12 protein-coding genes and 1 pseudogene are annotated in these 15681 nt (G+C 52.2%); 8 read left to right on the top strand and 5 right to left on the bottom strand.

Annotation, left to right across the window (positions count from 1 at the left end; genetic code table 11):
- Positions 1-21: 21 nt before the first annotated feature.
- Entirely contained in the window at positions 22-1308 is a 1287-nt protein-coding gene (locus AABA21_RS03155; protein WP_338247515.1) for an MFS transporter, read from the bottom strand.
- 827 nt (positions 1309-2135) lie between these two features.
- Between AABA21_RS03155 and AABA21_RS03150 the strand changes: the two genes are divergently transcribed.
- The 5 genes from AABA21_RS03150 to AABA21_RS03130 all read left to right on the top strand — a co-directional run bounded on the left by AABA21_RS03150 (position 2136) and on the right by AABA21_RS03130 (position 7319).
- The gene (locus AABA21_RS03150; RefSeq protein WP_338247514.1) at positions 2136-2846 is read left to right on the top strand and encodes a phosphotransferase; all 711 of its coding nucleotides are present in this window, start codon (positions 2136-2138) and stop codon (positions 2844-2846) included.
- A gap of 17 nt (positions 2847-2863) precedes the next feature.
- Complete coding sequence (locus AABA21_RS03145) at positions 2864-3514, top strand: bifunctional nuclease family protein (RefSeq protein ID WP_338247513.1); 651 nt, start codon at positions 2864-2866, stop codon at positions 3512-3514.
- 455 nt (positions 3515-3969) lie between these two features.
- The gene (locus tag AABA21_RS03140) at positions 3970-4188 is read left to right on the top strand and encodes a hypothetical protein (RefSeq protein WP_338247512.1); all 219 of its coding nucleotides are present in this window, start codon (positions 3970-3972) and stop codon (positions 4186-4188) included.
- A 145-nt stretch (positions 4189-4333) separates the two neighbouring features.
- On the top strand, positions 4334-4900 hold the full coding sequence (locus AABA21_RS03135) for a hypothetical protein (RefSeq protein ID WP_338247511.1): 567 nt from the start codon (positions 4334-4336) through the stop codon (positions 4898-4900).
- Between the two features lie 16 nt (positions 4901-4916).
- Positions 4917-7319 carry a peptidase domain-containing ABC transporter gene (locus tag AABA21_RS03130; RefSeq protein WP_338247510.1) on the top strand — a complete coding sequence of 801 codons (2403 nt, stop codon included), beginning with the start codon at positions 4917-4919 and terminating at the stop codon, positions 7317-7319.
- 68 nt (positions 7320-7387) lie between these two features.
- On the opposite strand, the gene AABA21_RS03125 is transcribed toward AABA21_RS03130, so the two are convergent.
- A complete protein-coding gene (locus AABA21_RS03125) occupies positions 7388-8440 on the bottom strand; it encodes a LacI family DNA-binding transcriptional regulator (protein ID WP_338247509.1) in 1053 nt (350 codons plus the stop codon).
- A gap of 298 nt (positions 8441-8738) precedes the next feature.
- Here AABA21_RS03125 and AABA21_RS03120 point away from each other — a divergent pair, with 298 nt between their 5' ends.
- On the top strand, positions 8739-9701 hold the full coding sequence (locus AABA21_RS03120) for a nucleoside phosphorylase-I family protein (protein ID WP_338247508.1): 963 nt from the start codon (positions 8739-8741) through the stop codon (positions 9699-9701).
- Positions 9702-9820: 119 nt separating this feature from the next.
- Here the strand turns inward: AABA21_RS03120 and AABA21_RS03115 are convergent, their stop codons facing one another.
- The gene (locus tag AABA21_RS03115) at positions 9821-11683 is read right to left on the bottom strand and encodes a tetratricopeptide repeat protein (protein WP_338247507.1); all 1863 of its coding nucleotides are present in this window, start codon (positions 11681-11683) and stop codon (positions 9821-9823) included.
- A gap of 533 nt (positions 11684-12216) precedes the next feature.
- Between AABA21_RS03115 and AABA21_RS39220 the strand changes: the two are divergent.
- A pseudogene (locus tag AABA21_RS39220) lies at positions 12217-12777 on the top strand (DEAD/DEAH box helicase); the annotation flags it as partial.
- The gene (locus tag AABA21_RS39215; RefSeq protein WP_420917126.1) at positions 12769-13761 is read left to right on the top strand and encodes a helicase-related protein; all 993 of its coding nucleotides are present in this window, start codon (positions 12769-12771) and stop codon (positions 13759-13761) included. The pseudogene AABA21_RS39220 and the gene AABA21_RS39215, both read left to right, overlap by 9 nt.
- A gap of 71 nt (positions 13762-13832) precedes the next feature.
- Here AABA21_RS39215 and AABA21_RS03105 read toward each other — a convergent pair whose 3' ends face one another.
- Together AABA21_RS03105 and AABA21_RS03100 are read right to left on the bottom strand one after the other, a co-directional pair.
- On the bottom strand, positions 13833-14255 hold the full coding sequence (locus tag AABA21_RS03105; protein ID WP_338247505.1) for an ACT domain-containing protein: 423 nt from the start codon (positions 14253-14255) through the stop codon (positions 13833-13835).
- Between the two features lie 396 nt (positions 14256-14651).
- Complete coding sequence (locus AABA21_RS03100) at positions 14652-15647, bottom strand: helix-turn-helix transcriptional regulator (protein ID WP_338247504.1); 996 nt, start codon at positions 15645-15647, stop codon at positions 14652-14654.
- Positions 15648-15681 lie beyond the last annotated feature (34 nt).

Here is a 15681-nt window from a genome sequence, read left to right as displayed (position 1 = left end):
TTTCATTGTCGTATCTCTTACTTATCTTGAGCCAGGACTCGCTCGGTCAGCGCGTGATAGAGTCACCATCATTCCAACAAACGCTATGAGCACCGCAGAGGTAAGGAGCGTGACCGGCATGCCTGCTATCCCTGCAATGACAGCGAGCACGAAGCCGCCGCAGATCTCACCAATGGCCTCGGCCAGGTCGAGGAACGAGTGCACAGTCGCCCGCACATCGGTCGTGGTGCGTCGATTCACCCAGATCACGCTGATTGTTCGCACTACATTGAATGTGATGCCACTTACCAGCAACACCCCAACGCCGCCAATGAGGGCGTTAGAGGACTTGGCCAGCATGATGAGTCCGAGCACCCCAATGAAGCAGGCGAACGTATATATGCGCCGGGTGACGCCCACACCGTCAATGCTTGCCTGAACGAAGTGCAGCGCGACGATGCCTGCCGCTGAAGCGCAGATCCCGAGTGCTGTGTACCACAAAACGGGGTCTGAAGGGAACCCCAGATGGATGAGCTGTTTAGGAAACAGCCACGCGATCATCGATGCACCGTTGATAAGCAGTGTTGCTACACAGACCAGCAGAATCTCATGGTCGCGGCGCACGAAGCTGACGCCAAATCGGACGATCGAGAGCGAGGTATGCCCCCGTTTCTCACTCGTGGACTTGAAGGTGCGTTCAGTAAACTGCACGGCGACGAATAGTCCGAGTAACCCCATACCGACGCCTGACACCACAATTGCTGTTGGCAGGCTCGTGGCCCAGCTAAGGACGCCGAACGCGATCATCCCTGTTGCCCCGCCGACCAAATCCCAGCGCGCACTTGCTGTCAACACGCAGGCGATCCGGTGAGGTTGATCAAGTTCGTCAGTGATCCACGCGACATCGGCGCCGGTTAAGAAGGCCCACCCTATTGCCCACAATACCTGTGTCATCTGGATCAAAGGGAATATCGTCACCACTCCAGTCATTGTCATGCCAGCAGCCAGGAACAGGTGGCCGATTACCAATGGCCACCTGCGTCCGAGCGCGTCAGCCCAGACGCCGGTAGGTATGTTTGTCAGCACTAACGTAGCCGACATGATCGTGCCGAGGAAGACGATCTGGGAGGCGGACAGATGCGCCTCGACCACAAAATAGAGTCCCGAGGTCAGTACGTAGCCTCGGTGGAACACTGCCCGCAGATACGTCCAGTGCAAGAATACTGTGACAACGTCACGCTCCACCACGGGATGTTGAGGCGGCAGAGCACTGACCTCGCGCAACGAGCGAGTGAGTCGTCGGAAGGCAGATTTGAACTGAATATGCATCTCTCTTTTTCCTCTCTTAACGCGGAAAGTGTTGCATGTGCAGTTTGGGATGTACACAAGTAGAGATCTGAGTGTGCGCACAGAGGAAGTCGCTCAAGAAAAGACGCGGCATCCCTATTCAAGGGCACACACTGGTCGAAAGATGAGCGGCAAAGTCGTGATGAACACGAAGAGCAGGCCTGAGAGGAAGAAGGAGAAGCAAAAGAGAGCCACAAAATTGGAGCGTTTCTGCTCATGGCTTGTCATGGGCCAGACATCGGTCCGAAACTCAGCTTTCCACTCCTGGAGGTCGCGCATCGCGAACACATGGTTTTTTGAGAGATTGCGTCACAGGCACCACCTCCTTTCCTGAAAATATGAGCTACGAGAGCTGGAAGCAATATAACATACAGAAGCTGAGAGAGGCAAGAGCCCAGGGCGGTGTTTGAGGTGCGCTTTGCCGATGCCATCATCCTGAGAGCAGAACAGGATAGGTTTACTCCTGGGTTGCTTACCAATCTTCCTACAGAGATCATTGTATTGTCGTGGTCTTGTTCCGTGGTTTTTTTGAGGAGCATAGTCGGGCAGCCGTTTGGCGAGCTACCATAAGGACTCATCTAACTCCCGGAGCTGCAAAGCTAACACTTTCATGTGAAATCCTCGAATACAAATGGAGGCTTTTGCTCTTTTTCTGAATTGTCTATTCTTGTGGTACCAATCCTCATACGCATGCCTGAGGCTTTCATGCTATTTTCTGCATCGAAACTCTCCATGCTTGCATGTGTGTTCTATGCTAGTTGCGTATAGGTGAACCACATTAACTGATCGCCCACGCTTATGACACGGATATGATCGCTCTGTTGCTCAATACCTACGAGCCATGTGTACCTCCGATTCAGTGGCAGCAGTGGCAATATCTGGAGGTTGCCGAGCAGCTTGGGCAGTTGCATGCTACTAACTGGCAAAATACAGAACAGCTATCTCAATTTCCCTGGTTGCGACGCTATAGGTGGATACTTTCTCGCCGCCATGTGCAACACGCGGCACAACAGTGGCGGCGACTCATGGTTGATGCACGTTTTCAACCGTTGATACCATCGTCTCGCTACAAATGGCTCATGGGCTACTTTTCATTGCTGGAAGGTGTAGAAAGCTTGCTGGCCGATTTTCCCTTGACGATGTGTCATGGTGATTGCCACATAGATAATTTCTTGAGAGACGAGCAGGGACAACTGGTCTGGGCGGATTGGCAAGAAGTGGGTGTGGGACCCGGACCTGCCGACGTGTCCTTTTTTTGGCAACGAGCATTCAAGGCGGGGGGAGCGGTGCCATTTGAAGCGATGACCACCTCCTATCATCGGAGTCTGGAGGCAGAGACGGGAAAACAGATCTCGTTTGTTCATCTGCGTCGGATGCTTGGTGCGCTGGAATTATGGTCCTGGCTTTTAATCTGGCCTGACTATTTGATGATGGACGCCTCACCTCAGTGGCTACCCTTGCTTTTCGAGCGTATTGATCTGCTCGCAAACCGGTTTCATTTGCGGATCTATCAGGAGTAATGACAAGGAGTTTGGTTATGATTCCTGTACACGTTGAGGGCGTCAGGCGCAATTTTACAAGTAGCAGCGCGTTTCTATACAGCGTATTTCTGGTTGATGACACGGATCGGCGTCTGTTGGTGCTGGGAATTGAACGCTACGAAGCTCTGCCCATCGTGGCGGCCCTGAACAATCTTATCCTGCCACGTCAGGACACGATCAACCTGATGGCTGAGACGCTCCGTTTGCTTAACTATACCCTCGAAGAGGTACGCATCGAGGGCTATTCGATGCTTCCCCCGCTGTATAATCTTTGTGATTGCCGGCTACACTGGCGTAAGGGAGCAGATGTGCGGGAACAGGCGATGCATCTGCGTCCTGGCGATGCGGCGTGTCTTGCTCTGCTTATGCATGCTCCGATTTTGGTCTCGGATGAAGTATTCAGGCAGGTGGGGACAGAACTTCCTGATGGGCCGCCCCTTGAATTGGTTCTGGCTAGATATATGCTCAGACGCGAAGGGATTACGCTGCCAGAGGGAAAAGAGCCACGGCTGGGCTTTAGCAAGACACCTCTACGCGATGCCCTCGTGAAAGAGTTTAAGGCTTCTTTATTGGGTAAAGCCCCTATCTTTCCGGAAGAGGATATGGAGCAGCGTAAAAAGGAATATCTGGATTTTTTACGCCAATAATTTATTTTGGTCAAAACAAGTGATCCAAAATAAATCCCCCGACGTAATGCTTATCAGAGAGGGCACAAAAGACCCCCTCTCGACCCTTCGGGGAGCACTTTTACTGGTGGCATACCCTGCGATCGCCTTTTCTAGTGATTTGCTATCGTCGCAGTACCTTATGGCAGATACACATGATGATCGCATGAACGGATGAGTATACCATAAAAGGATATGTGGAAGTGAGCGTTTCAAGTAATTCAAGTGCACATGAATTATTTGTTGCACTGCTTTTCGCAGAATCGCGTAGCTCGCAGTGTATGGCTGAGGATGTATGCGGATATGTGACATTTATCCTGATGCTGGCGAGAGGGCGTGAGACCGGTAAAATGCGTATAAGGTAAATTGGTGCAGAATTGATGATCATCAACTGAAGAAATTGTCAACAGCTTGAAACCTGAAAAGAGGAGTTTTCTATGTCTACAATGAAGAACAAAGAAGAGATGGGCCTGCTGGATTTGACAAACGAGCAACTTACTCAGGTCACCGGTGGCAACGGCTGCGAGCATCATTGGGAGCATCACTGTGAGCATCGTGGTTGGAATTCCTGGTGTGGTGATCGTGAGACCAGCATTAGCGTAGATATCAATGTGTCTGTCAATCTCAATTCATACAGTCGCGGCTGCGGCTGGTAGCACAAGCACCAACTGGCCAGCCATATGCATGAAGTATGTATATGGCTGGCAAGGCCAGATAGAGAAAAATAGAGGCTCTATCTGGCCTTGCCATTTATTATCCCTAACTTTTTAGAATGAACTACCATAGATCGGAAGGAGTGGGATGTCTTCCTCGGAACCCTCGATTTTTCGTGAACAGGCTTTAAAGAATTATCTACAGCGGCGTGACCAGGGTATCCTTTTGCGGCTCATCTCACCACCAGCATTTGCCTGCTTGTGGATTTTACTGATATTTGTCCTGGTGATGGGGATGCTGGCCTGGCTTGTCAGGGTGCCGATGTCGGTTTCGGGGCAGGGACTCATCACGGAGCCCGGGCAGGATGCACAGCAGTTAACCGCGGTTGTCTTTGTTCCGCTCAATCAGCGTACCAGGCTACACAGCGGCGACCCGGCTACGTTACAACTCGGCTCAAACGGTATTACTTTACGTGGCACGGTAAAGCAAGTTGAATCAGGGGCTATCGGCCCTGATGAGGCACGCACACGCTTTCATTTACAGGGTCCACTGACCCAGGTTATCCTCACTCCTTCGGTGGCTGTTATGGTACAGATTGAACCGACACCCACTGCTCATACCTACATCGGTAGTTACTGCGTGACAAGCGTACAAACCGGCACGCAGAGTGTACTTTCACTCGTACCGGGACTCAATCACATTTTACCGTCGTAGCGAGAGGGGGGGCACTATGCAAGATACACAACCTCATGAAAATTCAGCCCCGGGAACAGGTGATACAGAGGGGATGGAGCCGCCAGATCACCATATAGGTGGCATCAAAGATATGGCGGAGCTTATCCGCCTGGCACAATTGATCCAGGAAGAAGAGCGGCGTGCCGCCCAACAAAAGGAGCAAGAGAGCAGAACATCTACTTCGACTAAAAGCGTCGATAAACCATCCCTATCTGACAAACTGATGGTGAGATTAAAGGGATGGCGCCGGGTCCCGGAAATGCGGCAGATGAGCGAAGTTGAGTGCGGGGCTGCCTGCCTGGCCATGATCCTGAACTACCACGGCTGTGTCACCACCATCTCAGAGGTACAGGAACGCTGCGGCGTCGGACGTGATGGGTTGAGCGCCCTGGCCATTCTCACATCGGCACATCAATATGGATTGCGTTCAAGACCGGTGGCGATTAAAGATATCGAGAACTTTCGCTTCGTCACACTACCGGCAATCGTCCACTGGGAATTTAATCACTTTATCGTCGTTGAGCGCTGGTCAGAGCAGCATGTCGACGTGGTCGATCCCGCTGTGGGACGGCGGCGCCTGACACCGGCAGAGTTTGCCAATGGTTTTACCGGTGTGGTATTGATGCTGGAGCCAGGATTACAATTTGAACGCCACGGGGCCAGGTCAACCTTCTCACTTACAACCTATATGCGTTCGCTGCTACACCTGCGAGGTACTATCGTACAAATACTGCTGGCGTCGTTACTGCTTCAACTCTTTGGACTGGGCATTCCGCTGCTGACGCGCATCATTGTAGATACCATTATTCCGACGCAAGCCACCCAGCTGTTGACGTTCCTGGGACTGGGAATGATTGTGCTTATTCTCACACAGGGCATTACCGTGCTCTTACGTTCATCGCTGCTGATCTATCTACGCACACGCATTGACGCGCAGATGATGCTCAATTTCTTTGAGCATATGCTTAGCCTGCCTTATCGTTTCTTTCAACTTCGGCTCAGTGGTGACCTGCTCTCACGCGTCAACAGTAATATTGTTATTCGTGACCTGCTCTCCAATCAACTTGTCTCGACCCTGCTCGATGGCAGTACGGTGCTTGTCTACATGGTGATACTGTTCTCCCAATCACCGTTGATCGCGGGTATCGCCCTGGTGATTGGACTCCTTGAAGTTGGCGTGCTCTGGCTAAGTGCGCCCCTGATCCGTCGCATGACCCAGCAAGATCTGGCAGCCCAGGGAAAGACACAGGGATATCTCAACGAAGCATTGGCCGGCATCGCCACTCTGAAGGCCGCGGGTGCCGAACAGCGCGCGCTTGATCGCTGGACCAATCTGTTCTTTGATGAGATGAACATCTCTATGCGCCTCAGCTATCTCACATCTATCGTTAGCGCGTTTATGAATATCCTCCAATTGACCGCTCCGTTCGTGCTGCTCTGGATTGGAGCGTTGCTGGTGATTCACGGCACGATATCGATTGGTAGTATGCTGGCACTCAATGCGCTGGCCGCTTCTTTTCTCGCCCCATTCAGTTCGCTTGCCACCACTGGTAGCAGTCTGCAGATTGCACGTGCTCACTTTGATCGCATATCCGACGTCGTAAGCGCCGAGATTGAGCAGGATCCACAGCAGGTGTCACCGCCTCCACGCCTGACAGGACGCATTGAGCTGAAGGATGTGAGCTTCCAGTACGATGCGCAGGCGCCCAGGGTGCTCCATGACGTCACGGTCTCTATTCAGCCCGGCCAGAAGGTGGCGCTCGTAGGAAAAACCGGTTCGGGCAAGAGCACGCTCGGCAAATTGCTGATCGGGCTGATAACGCCAACGCAGGGAGAGATCCTTTTCGACGGCCTGCCCCTCCAGACGCTGAATTATCGCGCACTGCGCAGCCAGCTTGGGGTTGTATTGCAGGAAGCTTTTATCTTTAGCGGCTCGGTGCGTGAAAATATCGCGCTCAATAATCCAGGCATGGAGATGGAGCGCGTCGTCCTGGCCGCGCAGGCAGCCGCCATTCATGAGGATGTCGAAAAGATGCCCATGCAGTATGAGACGTTGGTATCCGAGGGTGGAAGTGCTTTCTCAGGAGGTCAGCGTCAGCGTCTGGCCCTGGCGCGTGCCCTGGCTACCCGGCCTGGCATTCTTCTGTTAGATGAAGCGACCAGCGCACTGGATGTCGCAACAGAGCGGGTGGTCGAAAAGAATATCAGCGCCCTCTCCTGTACGCAGATCATTATTGCCCATCGCTTGAGCACCATCCGCCACGCGGACCTGATTCTTGTGCTGGATGAAGGACGCATCGTAGAACAGGGAACACATGCCGCTTTGATTCACCAGGATGGGTATTATGCCAGGCTGATTCAGGCCCAGATGGAGACAGGCGCCATTACGACTGGTTGAGCGGCGCTTGCCTATCCTATGCCCCCATGTTTTTTTGTGCTTGATTGGGTAGGTACAGGCTGAAATAGTTATGCCTGTGGAGGAGGTAGCTCGCCCGAGCCGCGCGCGATCAACCGCGTTGGTACGATGGTCTGCTGAAAGGGGACGGTGCTACCAGCCAGGCGCGCGAACAGGATCTCTGCGGCTCGTGTTCCCATGGCAGCTGGATCATGGGCGACCACTGTTATGGGCGTGGGTAGCATATCGGCGAGATCAAAATCATCGAAACCTATAAATGCTGGCTGTTGCGTGTAGGAGCGCAATGCTCGTAATACCGCGATGCTGATACGATTGCTGGTGGAGAAGATAGCGCTGGGTGGCTCGGGCAGGCTCATCAACGTGTGGGTGGCCTGCTGAGCCAGTTGCGCTTCATCACAATTCGAATAGATCAGACTTTCATCACAGGGGATACCATGCTCGGCCAGCGTCTCATAGTAGCCCGCGATACGTTCAGCTCCAGTATAGACGCGCGGATCACCCTGAATGACGGCGATGCGCCGGTGTCCGTAAGAGAGCAGATGTCTTATAGCCTGACATGATCCCCCTCGATTATCCAGCACTATCGTATCGGTCTGTAACTGTAGCGGTGGGCGATCCAGAAAAATGAACGGCGTTCCCCGGCGCAGTTCCGCGGCCAGGTAAGAATGGTCGATACCGGCAGGGACAATGCAGAGTCCTTCAACACGGCGCCTTAACAGAGCATTGACCAGTTCACGCTCTCGCAGCGCGTTTTCTTCTGAATTACTGATGATCAACATATAGTTATATTGTTGCGCCACCTTCTCTAGACCACGGGCGATGCTTGAATAAAACGGATTGGCGATATCCTCAATTATAAGTCCAATCGTTGATGATGCCTGACCCTGGCGCAGGCTACGGGCAATATCGTTGCGCCTGAAGCCAAGTTGCGCGATTGCCTGGTGGACGCGCTCTCGCGTCTTTTCGTCTACGCGTGGCTCGTTGTTGACGACGCGTGAAACCGTTTTGAGGCTGACACCTGCGGCGTTGGCGACATCTTGCATTGTTGGACGCCCAACTGGCGGATCGTTAGATTCATGGATAGAGGACACAGATGTCGACATAGCCTTTTCCCTCGATTTCTATCATCTTTATGCCAGAGTTTTAATTATCTCTATCATACACCATAGTATAGATATGTATAAACCTGTGCACACAAGATATGTGACAGGAAAAACACAAGAGGATCTTTTTTAATACCACTACCAAAGAATAATTACTTTAAAGATAAAATGGTTTCTACTTATAAGCTTCGACAGAAAGTCATTTAGCTTGTGATTAGTCAATTGACAGTGTAAGAATAGCCGGGTATACTCCACCCAATGATTTGCCTGTTCTTGATTTTATGTGAAGGGAGTAACGATGTTCTCACGTTCTTATTTTAAGCATGCCAGCCTGGCTGTGCTCTGTCTTGCGGTATGCCTGGTTGCGTTGTTAAGTACGATTAGTCGCGGACATGCGGCAACAGGACCTTTTCAGGTCAAAGTGTTAGTGATCACCATGTTCTCATCTGAGACACAGCCATGGCTATCTAATGAGAGTCTGCCGCTTGATTACAAGACGACCGGCGCCTTTAGTGACATGCACTGTAACAGCAATGGCCTCTGCGTGACCACCACTGGTGAAGAGAAGGTGAATGCCGCCGCCAGTATGATGGCGATCCTGCGCGATCCACAATTTTCTTTTCAGAATGCCTATTTTATCACAGCTGGCATCGGTGGCGCGTCTCCCACCAATAATACTCTGGGTTCTGTTGCCTGGGCTAACTGGGTTGTTGATTGGGATCAGGGCCACCACCTCCTGCCATCTACAGCTCCTAATGTGCCCCATGGTTATCTGCAGAATAACAAAGCCGGTACCGGTGCCTTCCAGCTCAATGCGACGTTAACCAAAGCGGCTATGACCCAGACATCGAACTTGAAGCTGCAGGATAGTACCCAGGCCCAGACTGCACGGCAGAAGTATGCAAATCAGGCCAACCAGCACCCTTCTGTTCTGACATGTGACACCATGGCCGGTGACGATTACTGGGCGGGGCAGGACCTCTCCAACGAGGCCCAGTATATTATGGGGCTGCTGACCAACAATCAGGGCAAATACTGTACGACGGAGCAGGAAGACACGGCGGTAGCTGGCGTATTGCAGCGCACCGGCCACCTGGACCACTACCTGAACCTGCGTGCCGCCAGTAACTTTGATCAGCCTGCCTCCGGTCAGTCCGTACAGGATCTGCTCGGAAGCTTTCCCGGTTCCAGCATCGCCATCGCTAACGCGTACACGGTTGGATCGGCCATGGCCCACTACCTGCTCACGCACCAGGTATAAATAAACTGGATGTATTCAGGTAGCATAAAAGGCCAGCACATCTCGTTCTTACGGGAACGAGGGTACTGGTCTTTTGGTTGTATGTTGTTGGTACCAGGCTAAATAGATTGTCGTTCTGTTTAGGAGTTGGCGCCAGTAACGTTTGTGACTGTGCCCATGTTGACCGTGCAGAGTGGGCCGATGTTGGCAACATATTCTGGGTCGAATGAGAGCTCTTTGTAGATGAACTCGACATGCTCAGTAACGCCATCATTGGAGTACCACATCAGGTCATAGCTACCCTCAGGGATACCCTGGAATACAAAGTCTCCGTTGGGTTGGATGCTGGTCTTGTACGGTGCATTGTCCCATTTGCTGAATATCTCATCCTGCGTCATTAAGCCATGCAGACCCTGCACCAGCGCGATCTGGTAAAAGTTGTGCTCGGGTGTGGTATTGACAAAATGCCCCTTGACATCTGGTTGAATGTTCAGTTGTTGCTGTGCTTGCTGACCTTGCGGTGTATCCTTATAGTCCTTAGCTAGCTGCTGATAATACTTCAGCGAATCGGTGCAAGAACCGGCGCGTGCCGTAGCAGCCAGACCCATGATTGTCTGGGCCAGATCACTATGAATCTGTTTGGCTTTGGCTGGATAAGGATAGGTGGAGAGAATTTTACTGAACGAGTCTTCGGCGCTTTGATAATCTTTATTGTGCAACTGTGACTCTCCCAGACCCAGGAGTGCCTTTGACATGCTGGTGCGTGTGTCATTGGCTTCCTTCGCATCTGGGAATGAGGTTAGAATCTTGTTAAAATTATCTACCGCTGAGCTATAGTTTTTCGCTTGCAATTGATCACTACCTAGCTGGTAGTAGGCGGTTGCGTCCAGCGGCTGCGCGCGTTGCCGGCAACTGTCATCGCAATATTGTAGACCAAGGGTAGTATCCAGGGATGACGTCGCAGCATTATAATTGTGCGCCTGTATATTTTGTTGAGCCATCGCAATGCGTGCATCGACACTGCCTTGCTTGGCGAGCTTTATCTGTTGCGCAACTCCTTGGTCGGCACTTATTTGAGTACCGGTGGTATCAAATTGAGTGATGATATAGTTGAATTTCGCTAGAGCATCGTTATATTGTTGATGCTTGTTGAGATCTTGACCCCAGGACGTGTAGGTACGTGCAAGGTCTGTACTCAGGGGTGCTGTCTCTCCCGCAAAGGTATATTCATTGATGGCCGGCTGCCACTTTTGCTGGTTCTCAAAGGATTGCCCCTGCCAGATGTGTAGTGTCGCCTGAGATGCGCGACCCCAGCCAGAGAAGATCAAGAGGAGCAGCAAGAAGGCTGTGGAAATCAAACGGCGGGGCTTGCTGGACGGCGTAATCTGGCGCAGGTGTGTGCGTACAAACCATCCCACGGCTACCAGCACAGCGATGATCAGTGCGGCAACGGAGGCCTGTGAGGCTCCCTCTGCCCAGTCGCTTCCAAGAATATAGAGTGCCACCAGCAGTGCTATCGTCAGAATAATACCGCTGATAAACAGCCATAGCGGCAATGGCGCCGCTTGTTTTTTTGCTGCCCTGGGTTTGGCCTGGGAATTGGTACTGGGTTGCCACTGATTATTGGGTGGTGGATAACCAGGTCCCGATTGATAGTTAGCCCCTGATTGATAATTAGGGGGCGGATAACCAGGTCCCGATTGATAGTTAGCCCCCGATTGATAGCTGGGAAGCTGATAGCCTGCGCTCGATTGATAGTTAGCCCCCGACTGATAGTTGGGCGCTGGTGGATAATTGGGACCCGATTGGTAGTTGGGTGGTTGAGGAGGAATCATCGTTGGCTGATTCTCAGGTGGTGGTGACGCCCCTGGAAAAGTTCGGGAGTCGGTGCGGTCAGATTGGATATCTGCCCCCTTCACGGTGGCTGCATTACCCATTGCGGGCGATGGCGCACTTATCCTCTTTAACTTTTGCGTTGATTCCTGTTCAGAAGATTTTGGCATAGTCTTATCAACATCATTTGGTGATGATGGATAAACATTGCCGGGCTCATTTGTTGGTTGATTATGTGTGTTCTTGTCCTCTTCATTAGAGGCTGATGACAACGAATTGTCATTGTAAGATGAATCCATTCTTGTACAAACCTCCATGCAAAAAACCTTTTGGACAATTAAAAATTAAAATATAGGTTGATAACGTTAAATATTCTAATGAATTTGTGCAAAAATGTAAATGAGCTCGCTTTTTGGGTGACGGCTTGACGATTAGCTCTAGAGCGGATATACTATGGGAGATATAACTGTTTGCACGGCCTGGAACAGACAATTGATTAAGAACTGTTCCCTGATAAAAGACGCTAAAGAGCTCTGAGCAATCCTCTATAGAATATCTCTTCCTGCACGCCAGTTCTACTTCTATCAGATAGCAGCATTGCTTCCGTGACCTCGCGGTCTGCATCTGATAATCCCTGACACCATTCGCTGCCGGGGAACTTTAATGCGTCCACCGCTGACGCCTTTGGCCGAAAGGATTTTTCATGCCATCTTTTTCTGAATTCGCATTGCAACCCGCTATTCGTGCGGTTTTAACAGATATGAAAGTCACCCAGCCCACCCCTATCCAGGCTGGCGCCATTCCAGTGCTGCTGGCTGGAAACGACCTTGTGGGACAGTCGGCGACCGGTTCGGGTAAGACACTGGCTTATAGTATTCCCCTGGTAGAAAGACTCGCTAAAGATAAGCGCTTTGTACAGGCGCTGGTGCTGGTCCCGACACGCGAACTGGCCGTTCAGGTCAATAATGTTTTGAGCAGGCTGGCTGCTGCCCGGCGCCTCTCAACCGCCCTTCTGGTTGGTGGGCGGCCATATAACCCGCAGATCTCAGCTCTGCGCTATGGGGCCCAGATCGTTGTCGGAACCCCTGGCCGCGTGAAGGATCACCTGGAGCGGGGCTCCTTGAGCCTGACGCGCCTGCGCATTTGTGTGCTGGACGAGGCTGATCAGATGCTGGATAGCGGATTCGCTCCCGAAATCGAGCAGATCCTGACCACAACACCTGAAACTCGTCAGATGGCCCTCTTCTCGGCCACCATGCCTGACTGGGTGGCGAAGATACAGGAGAAATTCCTGAAGGATCCCGCCACGGTCGCTATCCAACCGGCCACCGGGGCTGAAAGTACTATCGAGCAGATCGCGTATCAGATACCGCAAAATCAGAAGATGGCGGCCCTCTGTACGCTGCTGAACTCTACCGACGGTGAAAGCAGCCTGATCTTTGGCAAGACCAAGTATGGCGTGGAGAAGTTAGGCAAGCAGCTCACCAATCTTGGTTTTGCGGTAGGGACCCTGCATGGGAACAAGAGCCAGCGCGCCCGTGAAGAAGTGCTGGCGGCTTTTCGCCATGGGCGCGTGCAGACCTTGCTGGCGACCAACGTAGCTGCTCGTGGGCTCGATATCCGGGGTATCCACCAGGTTATCAACTATGAGTTGCCTGAGTCCAGTGAGTTGTTCACCCATCGCATCGGTCGTACCGGCCGTATGGGAGACCATGGCAAGGCTATTACGCTGCTAACGCCGGGTGACGTCTCCAAATGGCGGCGCATGTCGCGCAACCTTGGGCAGGCGGTCTCGCTTCAGCAACTGACGATCGACGAAGATGCTATGATTGCCAGACCTGTTGCTAAGCCTGTTATGGTAGCCGAGCCACAGTTCGCGCCGCGTTCAGGAGCACGCCCCGCCGGTAATCGCAGATTCGCGTCCCCAACTGCAGTGGCTCCTAAAGGTAGCAGGATGGATGCCGAAGATAAAAATCCTGCTGAAGTAAAGCCACGCACAAAAAAGATCCGCGTCAATACAGCTCCTATCTGGAAATCAGAAGAGTTTGCTGAGCCGGACCGCTTTGCCGGCAGGAGAGAACACAGTAGTAAACGCCCGGCGGGCCGATCCGCGCGCTTTGGCGGCAACAAAGCAAATCAGAGGACGCATGTATCCTTTGAGGCCGAAGCGCAACATCCTGACAATGACAGGAAATCCGGTCGTGTGCGCCGCCGCGTTGCCTCCACCGGTCGTCCCGGCCAGCGCTAACCTGGCTCCTCCCTATTGAGCACACTCACCCAAAAAGCATCCCTCTTTTTGCCATAGAGGGGTGCTTTTGTTTATTGGATGGCGTGTGGTGCCGTGGCTTTATTCTCGCTGCGTACTGTGTGTCCGGCCTGAGCCAGAATCTGTATCGCGCGATTGAGATCTTCCTCTCGCACCAACACATGTCCGGTATCATATGTTGTGGTGGTAAAGACACTCAGGTTGGCGTTTGCCAGAGGGGATAACACCGCCGCCAGGATACCGGTGGTATCGGGCGTAAAGGGGCCCTCGATGCGCAGACAGCGCCAGCCTCTGGTATAAATAACCTCATCCGGTATATTAGTCTGTGGACAAATGATCGAGAGCTCCTCATCTGTTTTGGTAATGGCTACAAAATGTCCGTTGAGCATGCTGGCCGAGATCGGGGTTGCCGGATCTAAGCGGCAGATGGCCAGTATATCGGGTTGAAGCGTGAGTATAAGTCGTTTGTTTGTCATTATAGCCTGATCCCTCTTCTTCATCTTCTCATGAACCAGATCACCTGTTCCGGGTTTCAGCGCTGAAATTATTTTCTTACTTGTCTTATTGCAGTGTGCCACATTTTGTATTTTTTCTCAATCGAAGTTGATGAAAATGCGCCTGACTCTCGTCTTTCTGGCGCATGTGAGAGCCCTCGCACAGGCGTCCGCATGCGCGGCCGCACCGGGTTATGTGATGGTGCCACAGGGGCGCGAATGCGCCCCTGTGGCACCATCACATAACCGATTTTTGAGCACCGCAGGTGCGAAAGCTCAAACACGCGCCAGACAATGATCTTGTAGGTCAGATTCCTTGTGCCGCTGGAGAGGATCAGGGAAGTGGGGAGGGATATGAAAGCGTGATGATTGGCAGGCTTAGCTATATATGCTCGCGATGGCATGAGCGGCTGTCGCCACCGCGTCTCTGACCTGAGAGGGCTCCAGAACCGTTACAGCGGTCCCTAGTCCGAGCGCGTAGGAGATGGCATCGTCAAGCGATTCCACATTGACCTGAACGATAGCGCCACCATCGGCGTTCTCTTTGAGAATTTGGATATCTCCATGGAAGATGCTTTGACGGCCCCTGGCGCTCACATGCAGTTTTAGAGAAATGGGGGGATAGCGCCTCTCTAGCTGTTTGCGCGCTTCTCGCCAGTACGCACGCAAGTTAAAGTCCGGCCTGGGTACTGTCAATTCTTCACGGACAAACACCTGCTCAATGTCGCTGACGCGCAGCATATGAAATGACTGACAGCATTGGCAGAAGGCGACCAGGTACCAGCGTCCCGTGCGGATATGACGACGACTGAGGCCTTTAAAGACCAATCCATAGGGTTCGATACGGCGCCATAAAACGCCGGTAGCTGCGAACTTCGAGCAGCTACTCCCGGAATAGAGGATATCCAGTTGATGCGAACCCAGGACGGCGGCCCTGATCGTTTCCAGGTGGGTGGGTTCCGTTGCCTGGTTACACCATGCGGATGTATCAATCAGGATGTGATCGCGTGCCGCGCGCACATCCGCCTGATATTCCTCGGGTAACACTGCCTCTAACTTCACCAGGGCTCGGTGTAGATCGGTATCACCGGCAAACAGGTTGTAGTTCCCAGAGATATCGGTACTTAAGATCAGCGAAATAGCCTCTTCGCGGGTAAAAATCGCCGATTCCAGGTGGTAGTCCTCTGGTAAGTAATAGCCTCCGCCGGGTCCATATTCCATTGAAACCGGTACATGTGCGAGAGAAAGTGTAATAATATCTCGATAGATAGTGCGTACGGAGACACCTAAAATGTCGGAGAGTCGTTTCGCCGTCATTTTTCCGCGCGCCTGCAGCAATAGCGTGATTGCCACAAGTCTTTCAGTCTTCTGCATATCTTTTATTATGTGCCACTGATCCTTAAAAAAC

Source organism: Dictyobacter halimunensis (genome assembly GCF_036245075.1).
Note: the sequence above shows the minus strand (reverse complement) of the source record. Positions and strands in the feature narration are given on the sequence as shown.

What these genes read in the sequence shown, in the direction of transcription:
- AABA21_RS03155 (WP_338247515.1), bottom strand. Translation starts at nt 1,308, where the DNA reads ATGCATATTCAGTTCAAATCTGCCTTCCGACGACTCACTCGCTCGTTG.
- AABA21_RS03150 (WP_338247514.1), top strand. Translation starts at nt 2,136, where the DNA reads ATGATCGCTCTGTTGCTCAATACCTACGAGCCATGTGTACCTCCGATT.
- AABA21_RS03145 (WP_338247513.1), top strand. Translation starts at nt 2,864, where the DNA reads ATGATTCCTGTACACGTTGAGGGCGTCAGGCGCAATTTTACAAGTAGC.
- AABA21_RS03140 (WP_338247512.1), top strand. Translation starts at nt 3,970, where the DNA reads ATGTCTACAATGAAGAACAAAGAAGAGATGGGCCTGCTGGATTTGACA.
- AABA21_RS03135 (WP_338247511.1), top strand. Translation starts at nt 4,334, where the DNA reads ATGTCTTCCTCGGAACCCTCGATTTTTCGTGAACAGGCTTTAAAGAAT.
- AABA21_RS03130 (WP_338247510.1), top strand. Translation starts at nt 4,917, where the DNA reads ATGCAAGATACACAACCTCATGAAAATTCAGCCCCGGGAACAGGTGAT.
- AABA21_RS03125 (WP_338247509.1), bottom strand. Translation starts at nt 8,440, where the DNA reads ATGTCGACATCTGTGTCCTCTATCCATGAATCTAACGATCCGCCAGTT.
- AABA21_RS03120 (WP_338247508.1), top strand. Translation starts at nt 8,739, where the DNA reads ATGTTCTCACGTTCTTATTTTAAGCATGCCAGCCTGGCTGTGCTCTGT.
- AABA21_RS03115 (WP_338247507.1), bottom strand. Translation starts at nt 11,683, where the DNA reads ATGCCAAAATCTTCTGAACAGGAATCAACGCAAAAGTTAAAGAGGATA.
- AABA21_RS39215 (WP_420917126.1), top strand. Translation starts at nt 12,769, where the DNA reads ATGCCTGACTGGGTGGCGAAGATACAGGAGAAATTCCTGAAGGATCCC.
- AABA21_RS03105 (WP_338247505.1), bottom strand. Translation starts at nt 14,255, where the DNA reads ATGACAAACAAACGACTTATACTCACGCTTCAACCCGATATACTGGCC.
- AABA21_RS03100 (WP_338247504.1), bottom strand. Translation starts at nt 15,647, where the DNA reads ATGCAGAAGACTGAAAGACTTGTGGCAATCACGCTATTGCTGCAGGCG.